This window comes from Bacillus sp. CPT56D-587-MTF (assembly GCF_058792335.1).
Genome location: NZ_JBYTEF010000001.1, coordinates 1754873 through 1777803, shown reverse-complemented (window position 1 = coordinate 1777803; position 22931 = coordinate 1754873). Strand labels below are relative to the sequence as shown.

Below are 22931 nucleotides of genomic sequence, written 5' to 3'. Positions count from 1 at the left end.
TTCGTGCACTAAAATTCTATTTCACTCTTACTTACTTTTCGTTTTGGATTTTGTATTTCGCTTTCGCATTCTCTCATTCTCTTCCCACGTCATATGAAATGACTTGAATTTGAATCTACAGTACACTAAGAGCTGGAATTCTGCTGCTCCTATTGCTACTGCATACATAACAACATTACACATAACATAACCAAACATTGTGTTTAATGAGTAATTATTATTTATATAAATCAAAACAAGAAGAATTAACACATAAATTACAGCACCTTGTATAACATGTCCCTTTGTTTTACTAAAAAACGAAGCTGATTTGTCTTCACTACTAAATGCACCCTCGCTTGCTTGTTTAAATGTATCAACTGTTGTCACAATATGAACAATAATTCCACCTAATACTAATAGCCCTACATAAACACATGTATTGAGATCAATTGAATGCTCTATCATCCCAGAAAGAACAAATAACATGCATCCGATAGTTCCAAGTTGAAATGCATATAATAATATCACGAGCGTTTGTAATTTTTGAAATTTATAACGAGCTTTAGGGAATAAATATAGTATTAAAAACATTACTTGCAAACCATATAACACTAATTCAATCCTAACAATTACCTTATCAAACAAGGTAGTATAATAATCCATTCCTCCCACAAAAATAATAACCATAAATAATGAAGTATAAAATATCGTTCCGAGCATAAAACCCGCAGCACCTTCAGGACTTAAACGCCCTTGACATGTCATTCGAAACTTATCTAAATCTTCTTCTTTTATATTCCACACCCTGACATTTCACCTTCTATACAGTTTAAATAATTTTCATTCACTTCAATTCTATTTCACTCTTATTTACTTTTCGATTTGGATTTTATATTTCGCTTTCGAATTCTCCCACGCATTCTCTCATTCTCTTCCCATGACATATGAAATGACTTGAATTTAAATCTACAGTACACCAATAGTTGAAATTCTGCCGCTCCGATCGCAACCGCATACATTAAAACAGTTCCTACTCCATACATAACAAAAAAATCAATTGAATAATCATTTTGAAAATACATTAAAATAAGTAGTATTAATATATATATTATAGCCCCCTTTATCATAGCTCCTTTTGTCTTACTAAAAAACGAGGTGGATCTTTCATCACCACTAAATGCACCTTCACTTGCTTGTTTAAATGTATCTAGCGTTGCTGCAATATGGATAATAACTGCTCCTACAACTAGTAGCCCGGTATACATCCTACCAATCGAATTATCAGCCATTTCAGAAATAATTGAAACTACAAATAATATCGTTCCAAGTTGAAACGCATATAGTAATACGATTAGCGTTTGTAACTTTTGAAATGTAAAACATGCTTTCGGAAATAGATATATAATTAAAAATATAATTTGAATACTAAATAACACAATTTCAGTTTTAACAATTGTTCTATCAAAAAAATTGTTGTAGTAATTCAAATCACCTACAAAAATAATAAACATAAATATTGAAATATAAAATATTGTTCCAAGCATAAAACCCGTAGCACCTTCTGGACTTAAACGGCTTCTGCATGTCATCCGAAATGCTTCTAAATCTTCCTCTTTTATATTCCACACCCTGACATTTCCCCTTCTATACAGTTTAAATAATTTTCGTGCACTAAAATTCTATTACATTCTTAATATTTTTAAGTACATAGATCTTTGTACAACTAAATTCAGATAATCTTTTAGGTATATCATTACCATAATCATCTAACCAGAATGCCTTTTGATGGTTCAAGTAGTATTCTTTTTCCTCAAAAGTTCCAAATATTCTTCTTTCAATTAAGTATAACCGTCTTCTTGTCACCTTCATCCAATGCCTTTATTAGACTCTCATACTCTATTTTGATTTACCAAAACTATACGCGCTCAGCAAAACATAACTGTTATCACAGTAACTATTTTTCACTACCCCTTTACTCATATCCTCACAACATTTATCATTCTCAAAATTCAATCAAAATATATTATTTTTAATTTATATACTCTTTTTCATAATTTACATATTCTTTTTTGGAACTTTGATTATTCTCTTCTCTGGTATGATAATATGTTGAAATTTCTTGATTGCGTTTTATAAGCTTATCTTCTTTTCGTTCTTCATAATTTACTGATATTGTTATTTGTATTATTCTCATTTGATCTTCTTTTGTATCATTAGGCGTATTAAATTCGATCATCAATATTGCAGAATCAAATTTATCATATTTTAAATTTAACTTATCATTCATTATGCTTTTAAACTGTAATTCAGTTAAATCATAGCTTATTATGCTCGGTTCACTAGATCTTTTTTTATCTTCACTCGGTTTCAATTTACTAAGTTCATTTAATCCTCTAAACATTAATTTTACATATGAAACATCTATGCCTTGATTCTGGGCTATTGAACGGGATTTTTCATTTTTCAAATTTGTACTATAGACAGTTTCTTTTTGGTAATTTTGATTACTACCAACGTTTTTATCATTTTTTATATCAGTAGCAATCTTTTGAGTTGTTTTCCCATATAAGTCGTTTTCTTTCACATTATATATTCCATGGGTTGTTTGATATATTATCCTGCTATGTTCACCATCTTCTTTTTCTTCATAAGTACTTTCGCTAGTCTCTTCTTTCACATATGCATATCCATCATCACTCGCAGACATAACCGTTTTCATATCCCCTTCATCCAATGCCTTTACTAATCTCTCATACTCTATCTTAGTCTCCCCAAAGCCACATCCACTTAATAAACTTGATACTATTAACAGAACTATCATCATCCTAGCTTTCTTCTTTAACTTCATACTGACACCCCGCTGATTTCTCTAGGCATTTTTAAGTTCATTACATTCCCATTTTGATAGTAATATAGTTCACCTTTACTTACCGGTATTTATTAACTCATACAGATTATATTGAAGATACTTTAATTTTTAATAGCATTGATTTATATACAATCCTTAATTGCTTATATATTCTATTCGAATTTTCAGAAACCAAAACTTATTTTATTTCTTTAGTTTTCTTTTTTTCCTTCTCTTCATAAAGCTTTAGTCTTTTCTGACGTTCCATTTCGTGTTCCTCCCACGAAATATAAAATGACGGAAATTTAAATCTGCAATAGGCTAATAATTGGAACTCTGCTGCACCTATGGCTACCGCGTACATTATTAAAGTTCCTCCCGCATACAATCCTAAAATATTTTGTGTATAATCATTATGCACATAAATTAAAATGAGAAGAATTAACACATAAATTACAGGACACTTTATTGCAGTCCTCTTTGTTTTACTAAAAAATGAAGAGGATTCTTCTCCCTTATTAAATGCCCCTTTACTTGCCTGTCTAAAAGTATCAATAGTCGCTAAAATATGTAAAATGACTGCACCTAAAAATAATAACCCAACATACATTAATGTAATTTGATCAATTGAATAATTTGACATTCCTGGAATTATCAACATTGTAAATGTTATAGTGCCTAGCTGAAATGCATATAATAGTACCACAAGTGTTTGTAGTTTCTGTAATTTAAATGGCATCTTAGGAAACAGATAAATAATTAAAAAAATTACTTGAAGACTATAAAACACTAACTCAAGGCTAACAATTATTTTATCAAAGAGAGTCGGGTAATAACTCCAACCAAACCTTATTAACCCTCCAATAAGAAAAAACATTATTAAAGAAATAAAAAACATCGTTCCAAACATAAATCCTGTAGCCCAATCGGGACTTAAGCGATTCTTGCAAGTACTTTTAAATTCATTTAAATTTTCTTCTTTTATATTCCACATATAATTACACCATCTTTTCTAAAATCATGTAATAACTCTATTTTTGTAGACAAACTGAGAGTAAATAAATGTTTTTAGTATTTCATATTAAACTAGCCTTTTTTACTTTTTTTAACGAACACAAAATACAGCGATAGCATTAGTATTAAGCCTATTCCACAAACCAATACACCTCCATATTCTTTCTGGTATAAAAAATAAACATAGTAACAATATAGCTCGGTATTGACAAAATAATGAGCCACTTCCCCAGAAACTCTGCTATTTTATATAGAATTAAAAAAATAAACATAATCCCGACAATAATAGGTGCTATTACACTTTCAAATAAACCTTTTTCTTTTTTTACAGCTTTAGATTCTTTATTCAAGATATTACATTCCTCCCTTTACTAGTTAATTTATGAATAATGTATTCATTCTATCTTCAATGTAAGTTTACGAGTATCATTTATAACTTTCATTTCAGTTTTTGTTTCGCTTTTGTTCTTTCTCTCTTATTCTTTTTCTATTTGCTATAAATTCTTGGCGTTCCTTTTCATGTTGTTCCCACGTAATATTAAATGATGGAAATTTAAAGCGACAATACACCAATAGGACGAATTCTGCTGATACTACAGCAAATGTATATAATATTATTGTTTGTGTCACATAAATTGCCATTTCATCAAATGTATAATTAAGGTTTAAAAAAATTAATACAAGTAGAACGATTACACTGATTGTTATTCCAATCAAAAAATATAATTTCGTGTCAGTAAAAAACGAGACAGCCGGTCCTTCTAATTTATATCCTCCATGCTTTGCTTTTCTAAAAACATCGATCGTTGCTACAATGTGAGTACAAAGCGCCCCTAACATTATTAAACCAATATAAACTAACGTTTTATTATTACTTGGAAAATCAAACATTCCTTCAACCATCATAACGATAAATGGTAATGTTGCTAATTGAAAAGAATAAAATAAAGTCACGATGGCTTGGAGTTTCTGTAATTTAAAAGCAACCTTTGAAGACATGAAAATTATTAAAAAAATCAACTCCAAAATGTATAACTTTACCTCAGATCGTACCAAAAATGTTTCAAGTGGTGTTAAAGAAATCTTATCACCGTTCAGCAAAACACCTAAAAACATGATGAGCATTGGTATAGAAGTATATGCAAAAACTCCCCCATAAAAAATTCTTATATAATCCGGACTTAATCGATTTCTATTTTCAATTTTAAAAAGACCCATATCTTCTTCTCTTATATTCCACATTCAGCCTTTTCACCTTCTATATAGTTTAAATAATTCTCATACACTTAAATTCTATTTCATCCTTATTTACTTTTCGTTTTGGATTTTGTATTTTGCTTTCGAATTCTCCCACGCATTCTCTCAATTTCTTCCCAAGTCATATTGAATGATTTAAATTTGAATCTACAGTACACCAATAGCTGGAATTCTGCTGCACCAACGGCTACTGTGTACAGTAAAATAGTACCTATTACATATCCAATCAAAGTATCAAACGTATAATCATTATGAAAATAAATCAAAACAAGTAGGATTAATGCGTATATTGAAGCTACTTTCATCATAGCTCCTTTTGTTTTACTAAAAAAGGAAGCGGATCTTTCATTCATACTAAAAGCACCTTCACTTGCCTGTTTAAACGTATCAATCGTTGTCACAATATGAACAATCACTGCTCCTATAAATAAGAAACCTACATATACCAATGTAATCTAACTTTTTAAGTACATTCATCTTTGTGTAACTAAATTTAGATAATCTTTTATGTATAATTACCGTACATAATCAGAATGCTTTTGATAGTTCAAATAGCCTTCTTTCTCCTCAAAAGCTCTAAATATTCTTCTCTCTTTCACTTAAGCATATCCCTCATACTCTATTTTTGTTTCCCCCGAAACTGCACTCACTTAGTAAAAACGTTACTGTCATCACAATTGTATCGAGATAATATAGCTTTAATTTTATCTTCAGAAAGGTGATAACCTCCCATCAACAATATGCTAGGAGGTTATTACAGTTATTTAAAATTTGTTTTTTATTTTAATGGATTCGATTTTTGCAAATAATAATGTTATTTAATTTGAGCAGCGAATATTAAAAACATACTGCTTAATAACTCGTAATTAAGTCTTCCCCCTCATATCTAGGGTCTTTCTCAACTTTACCATCTTTTGTTTTGATGACTTTTAGTCTACCTAACCACTCTGCTCCGTTATATGTCTCTTCACTTACCCATACATTATGCTTTTTACCATCTACCTCAACTACTAATGTGGGGTGTGTAAACATGAATTCCTTCTCTACATGCCTACCTACAATTTCTGCATGTAATGATGTACCTTCTTCAACTAATTTACTATTTTGATACCCTTCGATAATAGGTAATCCAATAAATACAAAGAGTATCAGTCCAAATACGATTACTTTCTTCTTTGTACTCCATTTATTCTTTTCTTTCAATTCCTTCTGTCTCGCTTCTCTTTCTTCGCGTTCATCCAAACTCTCATTTAAAGCATCTTCCCATGCCTTAATTTCCGCTTCGATTTCTGCTTCAGCTCTTGCTAGTTGTTCTAGTTGTTCATCGGTTGCTACCATCTCATATGAGTTGTCTCCAACCAAACGAATTTCAGCACCATTTTCTTTTACTTTTCGCAAGTCTTTTTCTGTACAATTAAACTCTCGAATGATTTCCCCTTGTGTGTTTACCAGTCTAACGTAAATGTTTTTTTCTCCTTCTTCTTAAACATCTGAACTCCCCCTTATTTGTTTCCTATCATAGATAACCCTATTGCAATTAAGAGAAAGAAAACGATAATAAGGAAAGTCTTCCCTTTGCTTACTTGTGTTGTAGAACCTTCCAAGACAGCCCATATAAAAATTGGGAAAAGAAGAATACCTAGAAGAATATCAACTAACTTTTTGCTACTCTTCTTTAGTGGTTTTTCTTCTACTATCGGTTTTATCTGAACAGCTTCTTTTCTTATTTGTTTCGGTTTCTTTTTCTTGCGTCTATGATTCACCCAACTTACTCCTTTTAGAATAACTTTTTCCTAACTATAAAAATACCGAAATATCCCCATTTTCCATTTTATAAACCTGTCCAGATATTACAAAATCTGTGGCTTTAATGGCGCCATCCAAAGGACCATATTCATTTATAAGACTGCGGCAATTCTTCATATTGGTCCCGTATACGTACTTAACCACATCCTTATTTAAAACAGGCGCAGGATTTAAAGCTAATACGTTTATATTATCTTCTTGATGTCTTAATGCAACTGTATTCGCTGCTCCGCCACCTAAAGAGTGCCCTAGTAAAGTTATCTTCTTTCCTTTATTACTCGCCTTGACTTTTTCATAAAATTTTTCTGCTTGACTATACTGAAATTCCGCTAATGATCCCAATATAGGTGAATTAGTTAAATTATGCAGCCAAATTGCTCCATCGGTTGCTAAATAGCCTATTTGGCTCGGTTGGTTTCCAATGTATACAATGAAAATTTCATGCGTGTTTCTTTCCTCTAAATCATATGCCCCAAATCCAGTCACTGAATGAATATCATCAGAAACTATAAGATTAGCATTAAAGTTGTCTTGTAACTTCTGTTTATTTATTATTGGATCAGAATTATTATATTTTTTTCTTGTCCATTATAATCATAAATATCTCTTGCCGATAATCTTAATTTTCCTACATCACTACTTAATTTATAATCTTCCTCGTTCACCATATTCTCCCCCTTATATATTAATGGCTTTCTTTAAATTTCTTTTCATATTGTAAGTAATCTTTTTTTGATTTCCAATTATTTTCTTCTTTATTACGTAAATATGTTGTTATTTCTTGATCATGCCCAATCATATTATTTTCTTCATTTCTTTGTTTATAGCCTATCGAAATTGTTATCTCTGTTATTTTCATCGGATTTTCCTTTGTATCCTTAGCAGAATTAAATTCAATTAGTAGTGTTGCATAACTAAACTTCTCATACTCTAATCCTAAATTCCCATTAAATAGCTCTTTAAATTGAGTTTCTGATAAATTATAGCTTATCGTAGTTGGTTGGCTGAAGCTTTTTTTATTCACATTTGGTTTCAATTCATTTATTCCTTGCACTCTATTGAGCATTAATTTTATATTAGACATATCTTTCCCTCGATTTGAAGCTTCTAGCTGTCCATTTTCGTATCTTATATCTGACTTGAATACAAATTCTTCTTTATATTGTGGGTTGTCACTATGTTTTTCATCCTCAACTGGAGTATTGACTTTCTTTTGTGTCTCACCAAAAAGAATATTATCTTTAATGCTATAAATACCTTGCGTTGTTTGATAAACTACTCCTATTTGCTTATTATTATCCTCAATAAAAGTACTATCCCTAACCTCTTCTTTCACATACGCATACCCTTCATCACTCGCAGACATAACCGTCTTCATATCACCTTCATCCAATGCCTTTACTAATCTCTCATACTCTATCTTCGTCTCCCCAAAACCACATCCACTTAATAAACTTGCTACTATTGACAGTACTATCATCATCTTAGCTTTCTTCTTTAACTTCATACTGACACCCTTATTCAATCAAAATAAGCTTTCCTCTTTCCATTTTGGAAGAGGAAAGCTTATTTCCTTTTAAATTTATTTTTTTCCCTTTATTTCTAACTCTTGTGCTTGTTGTTGCTTTTTATTTTTTTCAATTACTTTTTCAACAAACTCATTCCGCCACATTTTAAACTTAGCTGCGAATTGACCTTCAATTTTATTTCGATACCCTTCAAATTTAACCTCTGCAATATCCGTGTGGTTAAATAATTTATACGTCTCTTCGGTTAAACCCACTGGATGCAACACTCCGCCATAATCATAGAATGTGTTTTCATCAAGTAATAAACCTCTCGTAGTAATTACATACTCCGCATCTTCCTCTTCTTTAAGACCCAATCTTACAACACTGCCTAAAGGTAATACTTTATCCATATAGTCTTTCATATTAATTCACTGTCCCTTTTAGTACGCTAATTTTCTCTTCTATTTTTTGTCTTTTTTCTCTAATTGACGGATACGATCAATAAATGCCTCACGTGTTTTTCCTTGTAATGTGCTATCAATACTACTCTCTAACCTTCTAATATCTCCCGTTAAAGATGCAGCTGCTTTTTCCAATTGCACTACAACGTTTATAATTTGTTCTCGTCCACCACTAGCTGGAAATGTACTATGAACTCTTGACATTATCGTATGTAAATCCACCTTCATACCCCTCTCTTTTAAATTTATAAACTTGGAGTTTTAATAATATGAAACTGCTCCTAATTCTTCGTCTTTTGCAAACATAGAAAATACCGCTTCTGAAACATCGTCGTTTAATTGTTTTAAATCTTTCGATAACTCCTTCACATCTTTAGCAATTTCACCTAATAAAGAACGGTTTATCCCCCTACTGTTATCATTCATAAAGAGATTTAACAATGAGTGACGATGACTTAATATATGTTCAGATACAATTGCAGCTACATTTGTATCAACTACAAAATCTCCTTTAAACAAATCTAGTAAATCTTGCACGTAAGAAGCTGCAACTTCTTTTGCAATATCTAAAATTTCACTTGTAGCTAAATATACTACAACACTTCCAGCTAAAAAATTTATAGCAGTATTAAATACAGACTCTAATACTTCTAAAACTTTTTCCTTACATTTCGCTAAAGTTGTTTCAATCCATTCTACAGCGATATCTACCGCTCCTTTTATTTCAACTGTAGCCATTATACTAAATTGGATTGCTTCTGCTGTAATTTGAGACTTTAGTCCTTCATACTTTGTATTTAATCTTGAAAAACCTTCTTGAACTTTTTCTCTTAGCTTTTCAAGCTCCTTGCTGCCTTGTACAATGTCCGAGTAACCTAATATTCCACCTATAATACTAGAAATTGGCGTTGCATTTAGTATCAAATTAATTGCAGTTCCAGCTACCTTTTCTTCTTCTATAGAAACTTTTCTATGAAATACATCATGTATAGTTCCTGTGTATATAGCCCCAGCAGATTGAGAAAACTCCATAAATCCTGGGATAATATCCCACCCCGTATCGTTATCACTTGCTAGTTTATCAATCCATATTAGATGTCCATTCTCATCATAATCCTTCAATGTAAAAGCATATGAGTGACCAGCTTGATTCGGAATTTTATACATTCTTCCCGGAAGTGTGAAGTCTGCTGCCTTTATCCCAATATGTAGTGGATCATTCTGATTAATGATATTCCGAACATTTTTCATATCAAACCCATTACCAAATTTATCAACATCTCGGTTTAATACAGGCGCTGGATTTAATGTTAATGTTTCAATATTATCTTCTTGGTGTCTTAACGATACAGTATTAGCTATACCACCACCTAATGAATGCCCTGTTACACTAATTTTGGCAGAAGGGTTATCATGTTTAACCTTCAAATAAAATTCTTCTCCTTGATCATACTGTCTAACTGTAAAATCGTGTTCCAAATTACCTAACATTATTTTATTTGCACCTGTTATATTATGTCCCCCAATTTCACCATCTGTTATTGCATCCGTTGCATCTTCCGTTCCTACATATGTTATTACAATTTCTCCTGTAGACCTATCTTTAAAAGCGTATGCAGCAAATCCTGTATTTTCATCAACTTTATCATCTATAAAATCTGCGTTAAATTTATCCTGTAATGTCTTTTTATTTTTTTGACTTAGTTGGTTATACGGTTCTTTACCAGCTTTAAAGTCATAAATATCCTTTCCAGCTAGCTCCAATTTCCCCCAATCAGAATTTATCTCTCTTACCTCTATATCCTCTATTATTTCTTTATCTTGCTCCACATCCTTACTCATATTACTCACTCCTAATTACTTATTATTTTTATCCTGTGCTCTGTAATCTATATATTTTTTTTTTGCATCTTGATTATTGCCTTTTTGACTATCAAAATATGTGTGTATTTGTGATATATATTCTACTAACTTACCTTCATCATTTCGCTTCTTATAATTTATTACAATACTTACCTCCAATATCTGCTCTGAACCATCTTTAGAATCTATATGCAGTACAATCGATCCACCATCATATTCATCATATTGTATTTTCAACTTATCATTAACAATACTCTGAAACTCTGATTCATTTAGTTTATATCCAACTGTACTAGGTTGATCAAACTTTTTTATATCATCTCCGGGCTTCATCTTTAGTTTCCCTATTCCTTTTAAACGATCAACAATTAAGTTTACGTATGAAACATCCAGATTTGAATCCGGACTTTTCACCTGTCCATTTTTATACATAATATTGGTACGATAAACACCTTCTTTTTTATTATCTTTGCTGTCTACTGCTGAAGTAACCGCTTGTGTTGTACTTCCATATAAACTTTTATCTTTCGTATTATATATCCCTTCCGAAGTTTGATAGATTGTTTTTCTATGCTCTCCATCTTCCTTTTGTTCATATGTACTATATATACCTCTTTGTTTCACATACGCATACCCATCATCACTCGCAGACATAACCTTTCTCATGTCACCTTCATCCAAAGCTTTGACAAATGGCTTATAATCTATTTGCTTTTCCCCAAAACCACATCCACTTAATAAACTTGCCACTATTGACACGACTATCATCACCTTAGCTTTCTTCTTTAATTTCATACTGTCACCTCGTTAGTTACTCTAGGCATTTTTAGTTTCATTATGTTCCCTTTTTGATAGTAATACACTTCATCTTTACCTAATGGTGCTTCGTTGCTTATATATTTTATGTTGAAGATACTTTGATCATTTAATGGCATTGCGATAATTGCTGCTGTTAGTTTACTTCTCATTTTCATAGGTAGAGCTTCACGATTTCGGTCCATGTAGTCGTGGTGACCTGCTAATACAAAGTAAATACCTACTGTACGAGATAAATCAATTAAAGTCGCTGCATCCTCCATTTCTAAATAAACAAATTTACTAAACTCTTCAACATTTGTCATGATAATGAGTTGTTTTGTGAATGCAGGAATTTCTCTACCTTCTTGTCTTGCTTGTGCTAATTCAAGGGCTCGTTCACGAATTACTTCCATCCAATACTTCGCATGCATATTGATTTCATTTTCGTCTACAATGTAGTGCGTCACATCGTCTTTATATTGAACGAAACTATACTCTGCTGTATCCACCAACGTCACACTTTCAAAATAATCTTTATTCAATTGAGATAGGATGCTAGATACAATTTGTTTTCTCATACTATCATCTACACTATAAATCATTAAATGATCATTCACTGCAATATCATGAGCTACAACTTCTACGTTTGCAAAATCAAGCCCCATTGGAATTCTTGCTGCTTGTAGAGCTTTTGTAACGTCTTTATTTTTACGATAAGTAGCAATATCAATCACTTCTGGCATCATTGGAATTGCCTTCGGACGTTCTCCATCCCATTCTCGATCCATATCATTTGCTTCTTGTTGTAATAATTGAATTTGCTGTAATTCATCTTCTGCTTTCGTAGGTAGTGCAACCTGGAATAATGTAGGAGATTCTAGTTTTATTAACGCTCTTCCTGCTGTTTCTTCCACTTTTATATCAGATCTCCCTACAATACTAGCTACTTCACTTTGATCAATCATATATAGGCAAGTTTGGATTTTAATATTATTGTACAATTGAATTCTAAGTGCATTTTGTCGCCCTGCACTAATTAAGGTATGAATTCCTAAACTTGCACCATCTCGGACAATTTGCATAATTAGCATTTCAAAGCTTTCATAGAACTTCGCTTCTTTTACTGCATCATAATTGTCGATTGCAATAATAATATGTGGTATTTCTTTCCCGCTTGCCTTTTCATACATTTCAATATTTGCAACGTCATATTCACTTAATAATCGTTTACGATTTTTCATTTCTTGAGTTAATCTTTCAACAAACTTTAAACATTTTTCAGATTCATCAATCGTAATCGTATCCGCTACATGAGGTAATCCTTTCAAAGGTAGAAGACCATTTGTTCCAAGGTCCACTAAATACACATGCAAATGCTCCGGACTATGCTGACGAGCTACATCCATAATGACTGATTGTAAGAATGTTGATTTTCCGTAGCCTGGACTTGAGAAGACCGCTACGTGTCCGTCTTTACTAATATCTAGTGTTAATGGTGTTTGTGATTGTAATTCAGGCTGATCTAGTAGACCAATTGTTGCTTTTAATGGTTTCTTTTCTTTCGTCCATGCTTCTTTGAACTGAATAGCGTGTAAGTCTTGTAAATATACGCTTTCTGGAAGTGGTGGTAACCACGGTCTAGCTAACGCTTCAATTTCATTTATTTCTGTGTAATCGTGAATGTAGTCAATAACAGCATCCAGTTCAGATGGTACGCTTATTACTTCTTTACTGCTACCAAGGCCACTTAAATCTTCACTTAATATTTCATATTGTCCTAGATCATTTATTGCATAGATTGTTGCGTCTAAATGTTCTTTATCCTCTTTGTTTTCTACATAGTCTGCTCCGCTCCAGGCTGATTGGAATAGTTCATAAATTTCATTATTCCCAACTTGTAAGTAAGCACGTCCTGGTAATGTAATTTCAGCAGCATCTGGCGTTTTTAAAATTTCATTACTATCTGACGTATTTTGAACTTTTAATGCTAGTTTGAATTTCGAGTTACTCCAAATTTGATCATCTACAACACCACTCGGTTTTTGCGTAGCTAATATTAAATGGATTCCGAGCGAACGACCGATACGCGCTGTTGAAACTAACTCTTTCATAAACTCTGGTTGTTCTGACTTCAGTTCCGCGAATTCATCACTAATTAAAAATAGATGCGGCATCGGCTCACTTACTAAGTCTTCTTTATACAGTTTTTGATACTGATTAATATGGTTTACATCATTTTCACCAAATAATCGTTGTCTTTTCTGTAATTCAGCTTTAATTGATGCGAGCGCTCTCATACTTTGTGCTCCATCTAAGTTCGTAATTGTTCCTAATAAATGCGGTAAGTTTTTGAATAAATTCGCCATTCCGCCGCCTTTATAGTCAATTAGTAAAAAGGCTACTTCGTACGGGTGGAAATTGACTGCTAGAGATAAAATATACGATTGTATAATTTCCGATTTACCTGAACCTGTTGTACCTGCTATTAATCCGTGTGGTCCGTGTGCTTTTTCGTGTAAGTTTAAGTTTACGATATCTTCTTTACCACGTAATCCAAGTGGTACAGCTAAAGATTTATGCGCTGCATTTTTCTCCCAACGACTTGTGATATTCAGTTCTTTTACTTTTTCAACGCCGTACATTTCTAAAAATGTTACGCTTTCTGGAATACTATTTTTTAAGTTTTGCAAATGATTTAATGGTGCTAATGCCCGTGAAATATCTTCTAAATTGAATCCTTTTGGCACATGATTTAGCTTAAATTGACGGTTAACAAGTTCTCCTTGCTCTAAGATGATGTTCCCTTGTTTTGCATCTCTTATATCTATTACCGTTTTCACATGCTCCGGTAAACTTTGCATAACATCTTGTACAAATACAAGCGATACACCTAATTGACTCGGGTCATCATTAAAGAATTCCATAACAACATGGTCTAATATTAGTTTTTCATCTGTAATAAGAACGACATAGTGCGGTGCAAAGTACATTTTTTCATTAGTAGAACTTTTTTCATCTAGTTTTAATTTTCGTTCTTTCAATATTTGATACAAACTATTTAACACTTGATCACGGCTACGATCATGGTATACAAATCCACGTACATTTATATCGCGAACACTTCCATGAGGTAACCAGCGCATCCAATCCCATTTTTCTTTTTCCTCTTCCGGAAAAATAGTAATAAACTGCAAGTCATAATAACTATGGAATAAAGCTGTTTGTGCAACTAATAATTGTAATTGCTCTAACACTAAAGAGCGTTGACCAATATAACCGACTGGTCCATTCATTAAATCTGTTACAACTGGTACATCTTCCAATGATAGATAACGCTGTCTTAGTTCACGTGCTATATCAATTAATTCATCTTTCGTTTGACTAAATTCTTCTTCATTAAATTGAATTTCAAAACTCGTATTAGCTTGTCCTGTTCCAACGCTAAATGTTAAGAAATCATGATGTAACATTGTTTTTTCATAAATTCGAGGATTTACTTGAACTGCCATATTACGTATTACTTCTACATTTGGATTGTGATAATGTAACGCGTGACGCTGTTTTTCACTTTCTGCATGTAAATCTTTCGTTTTTTGTTTTATATACTCTCTATAGCTTTTATCTCGTTCAACAATGTCGACTTTATATTGCTTCAAATTTTTAATATACGATGTTACAGAAACAATGATTGTTACTAATGTCATCGCAATCGATGCGATAATAAACATTCCATATTTCATGAAAATAGCAAGTAATACAGTTACGACAATCATGACAAGTGAAGGTGCAATGATTCTTGCTAAATGCTCCGTTGGTTTTGATGGCATACTTGAAGGCTTTGCAATTGTCATTTTCTCTTCTGGTTCACGGTAAATAATACGTGGTGAACGATGATAGTCTGGATAACCACTTTGATAATTTGTTTCTGATTCTACTAAAATAGGTAACTCAGATTTCACTTTATCTTCTGAAGAAAGTACTTGAATGTCTTCACTACCAATCTCCAATAAAATACCATCAAAATATAATACGTCTCCTGATTCCAACAGAACGCTATCTTTTAACTTCGTATAATTATGAAATACATCCCCGCCATACACGTTCACTTTAAAAGAATCGTACAACGTTTCGCGAGATAGCATCAAATCTACACTAGTCCCGGTAATAGAAATATCATCGTAATCGTTTTGACTCACTGTAAGAGAATGTTTCGTTCCAATATCAAACACTTTAGTTGTGCCAACAATAGATATAAAGATTTTCAAGCTCACATCTCTTGTTTTCCCAATCTCAATTTCCTTATTGAATTCTATTAATTGATCCTGTACCATCCAAGCATTTACTTCATTATTCCACTTTAACTCTACTTCTTGTTCTAAACTTGGATTCGTAATATCATTTGTCCACTCTTTTCCAATCGACACTATTGATTGCTCATTTGGATGTAATGTGCACTTATATATTTTGTCTCCATAAGTCAATACTAATAGTTGCTCCATCCGTGTTCACTGCTCCTTTTCAACTGTCTCATCAAGTGCTTACTCTTTTTTCTCCGTGTCCGACAAATTTTTATCGCTTGATGAATTGCCATATTTCTTTTTATATTCATCTAATTGTTGCTCATATGTTTTTAACTTTTGATCACGTTCTTCCCCTGATAAATCTGGATTATTTTTCAGTGATTCAATTTGTTTAACAAGGCCGTACATAATAAGCTGAGGATCATCAAGTGTCTTAGCTAAATCTAATGATTTATCAAAATTACCTTTTCCGTTATACATCCAATACAGCAAATACTTTTCATCACTTTTCAAACTAATGTTTTTCATAATCGATTTCTTTTGAGCTTCACCTAGTTTTTCAGCTGTAATGTATGCAAATGCTAACTCATATTTAGATGCAATCGGTAATGATTCAAACTCCTCTTCATTCAATTGCGTAATGACTTTGTCATAATCAGTTGCTATGAAACTTGCATTTGCTTCTAACAATTTATTTTGATAAGGAAATTTTATAAAAGTGAAATATATTAAAGGAGCAGCTAAAATAACTGTCGCCGCTATGAAGGAAAAAGCTAAGTATTTAAATGATTTATAGCTTTTTTTAGGTACTAACTGCATATTTTTTTCTGTTTTTGTTTGTTCCTTCTCAAAGCTGTCATCAAGAAACTGCAGTAATGCATCTAAGCTTTCCATTTGAGCAACGGTCTGTTCAAATGTTGTTTCTTTTGCATCTTTTAGTAACCCAGCATACAAATCATCAAAGTTATGTTTTTGGGAGAATAAAGCAATAATTAGACACTTATATTGTGTTAAAAATTGCTCTTCTAATAATGGGGTTGGCGGAACAATATCTCGAATTCCTCTATGTATAATACTTGGTATTAAATTAGCATTAAAAACTATATTGTCTGGATGTAAAAAGAACGTGATTCGTTTATTTAAATATTTACGAAACTGCTCAACATTCCGAAGTAGTCTTAATTTCTCATTTCTTCCAAAACGGCTAAGATCGTCCCACTTATATAATTTTTTATCTACTTGATATAGAAACGTAAACATATCATCCGTTTCTTCTATTGTTAATGGTACAAATTCAGATGATTCGCCCGTAATTATATCGAATTGACGGAAGTCTTTTATACGTGTTTGGGATTTGGTCATCTCCAATTTCCAATTTTCTTTTTCTATTTGAAATTGATAGTTCATTGCATCAATTTGAATTATTTTTTCCGTCATGTTTATCCTCTTCTCCTTTTCTTTATAACCCGTAATAACTTATTTTCAAATAACTAAAAGTAAAAAATATTCTTTATAAAACTTGCAAAATATCTCCATCTGTTATTTGGTGATCAATTAAACGATCATTATCTGTTAAAACAATTGACTTATTTTTCACTTTAATTACAAAATGTGAACCTTCATGATTATCAATCTTTAGCGTATCTAATAAGTTTTTTAATAAATATTTAATAGATTGATGATTCGGAATACGCAAATCATATGTATTTCTATTCCATTTACTAAAATCTACTGTCACATTGATATGTGTTTGTATTGCCATCACTTTACCTCCAACTTTTACGAAGAACCGTATAAATACCGATGCAAATAAGTAGAATGCCGCCGCCAAATAATAATATTATTGTTATACTAATTGGCTCTTCATTCATTGTTTCATTACTCGCTACTTCATCTGCACTTTTTCTGACAATGTATTCACTGCTAAACAAACTATTTTTCGTATCTTTAACACTATTATTCTCTTTTGGTTTTGTAAAAAGAGAATCTCGCAAAGCTTCCATATCTTTTTGTTCTTTCTTTTTCTTTTTCTCAATTTCTTCTATATCTTTGTTAAATAACTCAATCGATGCTTTATCTAATTCTGTTTCCTTATGTTCCTTTTTATTTTTTTCTTGGTCGCTTTCTTCAAGTCGATCCACTTTAAACTTAATCTTCCCATCATCACCAAGATAACTGTCAGCCGCGCTCCTTATCGGTAGCGCGACAAACAGTAAAAGGATAGAGAGAAATGATAACTTAGCCACTATGCTCCATTGTTTGATCATTTACTTCTTTTTCCTCCCATTTCTTATGCCATACAAATAGATTACTAACCAATCCAATAATGGCAATTACAAACAATACGACAAAAATAACTTTCCCAGTATCTTTACCACTAATAAAATCATTTAGAAAACTTTCTATATACTGAAGCGGTGAGAATTGACGTATCTTTCCGACAGAGGACATTTGATCTACTTTACTTCCAACTGCCTCAGTTAAAAATAGGTACATGCTTAAAAATACTAATAGTATAAACATACCTACCATTTTTATTTGTCGTAATAAGTAGGTTGAGACCAATACAAACGCCATCATAATAAATGTGATGAACGCAATCCATAGTAAACTTTGATCCTGACCGAACTTTAAAAGACGCCCAGAAATGATACCTATACTAATCCCTTCCACAATTGATATACCGAAAGCTACTACTGTAGTTGGTACATTCATATCAATTAATGAGAATTTCTCTTCAAAATGATCTGATTGCATTCGTTTCTTTTCTTGATTCGCAATTGCGTATGCTGTAAATAATGCAACAATGAAACAAGTTAATACAATTAAGTAAGGTGTAAAAGCATTACCTGCTACAATTACTCCATCATTTTGCTTTTGAACTGGACTAGCTAAAAAGTCATATAGCATTTCATTTTGACGATCTCCAATACGACTATTCGCTAAAATTTTCGTAAAGTTTTTGGAGAATGATTTATCATCTTCCATTTTCTTCGTAAAGTCGTTTAATAATAAATCAGCTTTTGAAACAATTGTCGTTCCGCTGTCTTGAATTTCTTTTGCTTGTCCATTGATTTGATCAAATGTTTTATATACATCGTCTGAAGTTGCTAAACTATGTTTCGAACTTTCGACCAATGACTGACTTTGCATCATTAATGATTTAATACCAGAATCTAACGATAAAACAGCTGTTTGCTCACCAGCATGATTTGTTGTTAATACTTGCTGCTCTTCAACTAGTTTTAAGCTATTCTCACGCCATTTCGCTAAACCTTTTAAATACTCTCCTAAATTTTCATTCATACTAGTTGCTTGTTGCGTCGTTCCATTTAATTTCTCCGCTAGTAGCATAGAATTTTGATCCGCACTAGTAATAGATTGTTGATAAGAGTTTATTTTTTGTTTTAAACCTGACATATCTTGCTTTATTTCTGTAGTAATACTTGATGAAACAAGATTTGAAATTAAATCAATTAAGCTTTGTTTATTTAATACGTAGTACAAAGATTGGTCCGTCGCAATTGCATCTAAACTTCCCTCTTCTAACTTAGGACCTACATCTTTCGTTCTTAAATCAATCCCATAATACATTTCGTAAAGGCTCATTAAACCTTGATAACTTTCGACTGTATCTACTGCTTCTTTTATTAATACACTAGAAGTAATATCTGGTATTTTTTCTGTTTTTTGATGTATAACTTGATTCGTTGTACTTTCAATAATTTTTGAATTGCTACCGTTATCTGTCCCAGTGTCTGGCTTCTCTCCTGTATCAGGTTTTTCTCCTGTATCAGGTTTCTCTCCTGTATCAGGGTTTCCTCCCGTGTCTGGATTTCCTCCTGTATCAGGTTTCCCTCCTGTGTCTGGATTTCCACCTGCATCAGGTTTCCCTCCTGTGTCTGGATTTCCTCCTGTATCAGGTTTTCCTCCTGTATCAGGTTTTCCTCCTGTATCAGGTTTTCCTCCTGTATCAGGTTTTCCTCCTGTATCAGGTTTTCCTCCTGTATCAGGTTTTCCTCCTGTATCAGGTTTTCCTCCTGTATCAGGTTTTCCTCCTGTGTCTGGATTCCCTCCCGTATCAGGTTTTCCTCCTGTGTCTGGATTCCCTCCCGTATCAGGTTTTCCTCCTGCATCAGGATTTACACTGTCACCATTATTACTCTGTTCTGTTTTTTGAATAATAGGCGTTTTAGCATTGTGTACTAACGGCATTATGCCATACTGTGATTTATGAACCACATTTTCCACCTTGCTATTTTCAGTTTGTGTTCCTTTATCCTCTTTATTAGGTTCTTCTTTTTCAGGACTAGTTTCTTTTTTATGAGTCCCGCTCAATTCCCACTGCCATGTTACAGGAGAGAAAACATCTATATTGATGTTTGGATCTTTTAGCTTCACATGTAACCTAATCTTTATATCCCCTTCATTACGAGGAGCTATTGTAATTTCTCCTGCTTCGCTTTGAAGAAAGTCACTTGTACGATCCACATCATCAATATATAAAGCTTCTGTACTTCCATCTAGTTTAAACTCTTCTGGAATACTTATCTTCAAAATTTGCGGAGATTCCATTTTAATTACTTTCGCAGTATCACTAAATGTAATTCTCTCTGTATAAAGTCTATCCTTTACTTCTTTAATTGCGTTTCCTAAAGATATTTTATTTACAGGATCATAATAAAAATTATTTTCTTTATTATACTTTTTTGTAAATTGAATTACATTTTGCAGTTGTAATTTCGTTGCATCTGGTAAATCACTTTGACCGATTTCTTCCATGTTTAAACTAGGTAATTTCGCAATTAAATTCTCGATTTGTTTCTTTATTCGAGCATCTGGTTGTTTCATTAATGTATTTATGAAGATTTCTTGCTTTCCATCATTCGACATAGATTGCTTTAACTTCTTAATTACCGTCTCTTGAATATCACTTTCTAACTTCCCTGCAAGTTCTGTATCATATTCAGACACTTGTTTTTTTACATCTGCTAAATATTTTTGAATTGCTGCAGCATCAGTTAAAATATTTGGTTCTTTCTCTGAAAACGTAAATTGATTTGAAATAATTTTATTAGCGGATTCCAATGCACTTAATTGCTTTAAAGCATCGCCTGTATTCATATCATTCATATATTGATTGAATTGATTTGTGAAATTATTCGCTAACAAATTGTTATCAGTTTGCATTTTTTGAAAGTTATTAAAACCATCTAAGTACGTACTGTTTGATTTATTCCCTTCATCTAACGCTTGACCGAAACCTTTTAAAACATCCTGAAATCCTTTGAAACTATTAACAGAAACACCTGTATAATCTTGTACTGTTTTAAATTGATTTGTGTAATTTGCTAACGGACTATGTATATCTTTTTTATACATAGTTGTTTGAACGTTTCCTTTTTCAATTATTTTACCTATATTATCTTGTGCACCTTGTAGCTTACCGATAATACTCGCAAAATAAACGTCGATTATTTGCTTATTGAAATCTTCTAAAATAACAGAAGCTGTATTTTCTGCCTCAGCTTTCAAATCCTTATTCCCAGTTGCATTTACTTTGTAGTTTAAAGTTAATTTCTCCGGAATCTCTGAATCAATCGCAACTGCTTTCCTAGAAAAATCATTTGGAATAACAATCATCATATTGTAATTATTATTTTTCAATCCATTTTCTGCTACCCCGCGACTAACTACGTACCATTCTTGTTTCGTATTTTTATTTACATTTTTAACAAATTGATCTCCAAACGCTATTTTATTGCCCTCAAATACAGTGCCCTGATCTTCATTTACCAACGCAACTGTCATTTTTGGTGTAGTATTCTCATTAGCTTTCTTAACATTTTGATTTAATGCTAAATAGGAGACCCCTGTTGATAGTACAAGAGCTAAAATAATAAACAACAAGATGCTCCATTTGAACTTTTTCACTACTTATCACTCCTGCGACTGCGAGTCTATCTAATGAAAGACTTCGTATCTTACTCTAGTTTTAAAGTAATTTAGCCATACAACGTATGGTTGCATGGCTAAATTATATATTTCTTTTTATCTGTCTTATTGTAGACCGAAATTACGAGAAAGATTTTCGTCATGTCTAGCAACAGCTTCTGCAGTTTTATTAAGCTGCATATTAATTTCTTGTAATAGCTGTGCGAAGTTTTGTACTTTTGGCTTTAATTGATTGAACTGTTGGTCAAAACCTTCGAAAGCACGACCTTCCCATTCTCCTCTTAATTCATTTTGTAAGTTTTGTAGTTGACGTAAAATGTCCTCAATTTGATTTGCACCTTGTCCATATCGAGTCGCTTTCGATTTAAGCTCCTCTGGTGACATACGAATTTGTCCTGCCATTATTAAATCCCCCTTAAAATTAAAAAATAGTAAAATTAACCAATAATCAATTCTACAAATTGATTATATCAATAATTTAAAAATTTCTAAACAAAAAAATGATATTTTTCCAAAATTTCTCTTTTACTATAATAACGATATATTGTATAATACTAATTTGTTTTTTTAAGCACACTCTATAAATCTACTATAAAATAAAGGCAAACCATCTATTTTATATATTTATAAGGACTTATTCACTTTAAATCCCAGCGAGAAAGTAGCCACTAAATCATTATTTTCTCCCATTCAGACTATAATACTCACTTCAAAGTCATAATGACCTGCCTTTCAACAAACCCAAACTCTTCGTACATCTCTTTTGCAAAATTCCCAGCAAATACATTCAACCGAATTTCTGAATACTTCTCCTTTAATTCCTTAATACTAGCTTCCATCAGTTCTCGCGATAATCCTCTCCCGCGATATTCTGGGAAAACGTACAATTCATATATAAATCCAAGTTTTTCACGAGAAAAATAGTCTGTATTTCCCCCTATTAATATCCATCCCATTACTTTATTTTCTTCTTTAACAATTAAATAGTATGCTCCTTTTTCTACAATCGGCTTTGTAATCTCAATTGCTTTCTCGGTACTTAATTGACAATTCCCTCTCGTCCCTTCAAAAAGCGATTGAGCCGCATATTTTAATATTTCATTGGTATCTTCTTGATTCGCCTTAATTATCATTT

At 32.2% G+C, this 22931-nt stretch carries 18 protein-coding genes and 6 pseudogenes; all 24 read right to left on the bottom strand.

Features of this window, described 5'->3' with window-relative positions; translation table 11 throughout:
* Window positions 1-27: 27 nt before the first annotated feature.
* Complete coding sequence (locus AC3WVZ_RS09255) at window positions 28-786, bottom strand: hypothetical protein (RefSeq protein WP_065211628.1); 759 nt, start codon at window positions 784-786, stop codon at window positions 28-30.
* Window positions 787-848: 62 nt separating this feature from the next.
* Window positions 849-1610: a hypothetical protein gene (locus tag AC3WVZ_RS09250; protein ID WP_000267152.1), complete on the bottom strand. Its 762-nt coding sequence runs from the start codon at window positions 1608-1610 to the stop codon at window positions 849-851.
* Between the two features lie 206 nt (window positions 1611-1816).
* Complete coding sequence (locus AC3WVZ_RS09245; protein ID WP_229163603.1) at window positions 1817-1864, bottom strand: hypothetical protein; 48 nt, start codon at window positions 1862-1864, stop codon at window positions 1817-1819.
* Between the two features lie 147 nt (window positions 1865-2011).
* Window positions 2012-2830 carry a DUF3952 domain-containing protein gene (locus tag AC3WVZ_RS09240; protein WP_059303904.1) on the bottom strand — a complete coding sequence of 273 codons (819 nt, stop codon included), beginning with the start codon at window positions 2828-2830 and terminating at the stop codon, window positions 2012-2014.
* Between the two features lie 199 nt (window positions 2831-3029).
* Window positions 3030-3824: a hypothetical protein gene (locus AC3WVZ_RS09235; protein WP_065211629.1), complete on the bottom strand. Its 795-nt coding sequence runs from the start codon at window positions 3822-3824 to the stop codon at window positions 3030-3032.
* A 92-nt stretch (window positions 3825-3916) separates the two neighbouring features.
* Window positions 3917-4194, bottom strand: a pseudogene (locus tag AC3WVZ_RS09230) (hypothetical protein).
* 94 nt (window positions 4195-4288) lie between these two features.
* Window positions 4289-5086, bottom strand: coding sequence for a hypothetical protein (locus tag AC3WVZ_RS09225; RefSeq protein ID WP_065211630.1), 798 nt, complete (start codon window positions 5084-5086; stop codon window positions 4289-4291).
* Between the two features lie 62 nt (window positions 5087-5148).
* Window positions 5149-5556, bottom strand: a pseudogene (locus AC3WVZ_RS09220) (hypothetical protein); the annotation flags it as partial.
* A 397-nt stretch (window positions 5557-5953) separates the two neighbouring features.
* Window positions 5954-6499, bottom strand: a complete 546-nt coding sequence (locus AC3WVZ_RS09215) for a hypothetical protein (RefSeq protein ID WP_087875245.1) — start codon at window positions 6497-6499, stop codon at window positions 5954-5956.
* A gap of 104 nt (window positions 6500-6603) precedes the next feature.
* Complete coding sequence (locus AC3WVZ_RS09210; protein ID WP_001016543.1) at window positions 6604-6864, bottom strand: hypothetical protein; 261 nt, start codon at window positions 6862-6864, stop codon at window positions 6604-6606.
* A 37-nt stretch (window positions 6865-6901) separates the two neighbouring features.
* Window positions 6902-7575 (bottom strand): annotated as a pseudogene (locus tag AC3WVZ_RS09205) (lipase family protein); the annotation flags it as partial.
* A 17-nt stretch (window positions 7576-7592) separates the two neighbouring features.
* Window positions 7593-8414, bottom strand: coding sequence for a DUF3952 domain-containing protein (locus AC3WVZ_RS09200; RefSeq protein WP_065211633.1), 822 nt, complete (start codon window positions 8412-8414; stop codon window positions 7593-7595).
* Window positions 8415-8489: 75 nt separating this feature from the next.
* Entirely contained in the window at window positions 8490-8840 is a 351-nt protein-coding gene (locus AC3WVZ_RS09195) for a DUF4176 domain-containing protein (protein WP_000656382.1), read from the bottom strand.
* A 1-nt stretch (window position 8841) separates the two neighbouring features.
* Window positions 8842-9101, bottom strand: a pseudogene (locus tag AC3WVZ_RS09190) (hypothetical protein).
* 39 nt (window positions 9102-9140) lie between these two features.
* Entirely contained in the window at window positions 9141-10721 is a 1581-nt protein-coding gene (locus AC3WVZ_RS09185) for a lipase family protein (RefSeq protein WP_065211634.1), read from the bottom strand.
* A 15-nt stretch (window positions 10722-10736) separates the two neighbouring features.
* Window positions 10737-11537, bottom strand: coding sequence for a DUF3952 domain-containing protein (locus AC3WVZ_RS09180; protein WP_065211635.1), 801 nt, complete (start codon window positions 11535-11537; stop codon window positions 10737-10739).
* Window positions 11534-15763 (bottom strand): annotated as a pseudogene (gene essC, locus AC3WVZ_RS09175) (type VII secretion protein EssC); the annotation flags it as partial. The gene AC3WVZ_RS09180 and the pseudogene essC, both read right to left, overlap by 4 nt.
* Window positions 15758-16039 (bottom strand): annotated as a pseudogene (locus AC3WVZ_RS09170) (FtsK/SpoIIIE N-terminal domain-containing protein); the annotation flags it as partial. The pseudogenes AC3WVZ_RS09170 and essC, both read right to left, overlap by 6 nt.
* A gap of 39 nt (window positions 16040-16078) precedes the next feature.
* Window positions 16079-17278, bottom strand: a complete 1200-nt coding sequence (gene essB / locus AC3WVZ_RS09165; RefSeq protein ID WP_063220149.1) for a type VII secretion protein EssB — start codon at window positions 17276-17278, stop codon at window positions 16079-16081.
* 73 nt (window positions 17279-17351) lie between these two features.
* Window positions 17352-17603 (bottom strand): EsaB/YukD family protein, encoded by a 252-nt coding sequence (locus tag AC3WVZ_RS09160; RefSeq protein ID WP_063220148.1) that lies wholly within the window; start codon window positions 17601-17603, stop codon window positions 17352-17354.
* 4 nt (window positions 17604-17607) lie between these two features.
* Window positions 17608-18108, bottom strand: coding sequence for a type VII secretion protein EssA (gene essA / locus AC3WVZ_RS09155; protein WP_233936299.1), 501 nt, complete (start codon window positions 18106-18108; stop codon window positions 17608-17610).
* Window positions 18080-21775, bottom strand: coding sequence for a type VII secretion protein EsaA (esaA, locus tag AC3WVZ_RS09150; protein WP_233936298.1), 3696 nt, complete (start codon window positions 21773-21775; stop codon window positions 18080-18082). Before esaA ends, essA begins: the two co-directional genes overlap by 29 nt.
* 126 nt (window positions 21776-21901) lie before the next feature.
* On the bottom strand, window positions 21902-22198 hold the full coding sequence (locus AC3WVZ_RS09145) for a WXG100 family type VII secretion target (protein WP_233936297.1): 297 nt from the start codon (window positions 22196-22198) through the stop codon (window positions 21902-21904).
* 302 nt (window positions 22199-22500) lie between these two features.
* Window positions 22501-22929 carry a GNAT family N-acetyltransferase gene (locus AC3WVZ_RS09140; RefSeq protein ID WP_000584239.1) on the bottom strand — a complete coding sequence of 143 codons (429 nt, stop codon included), beginning with the start codon at window positions 22927-22929 and terminating at the stop codon, window positions 22501-22503.
* Window positions 22930-22931 lie beyond the last annotated feature (2 nt).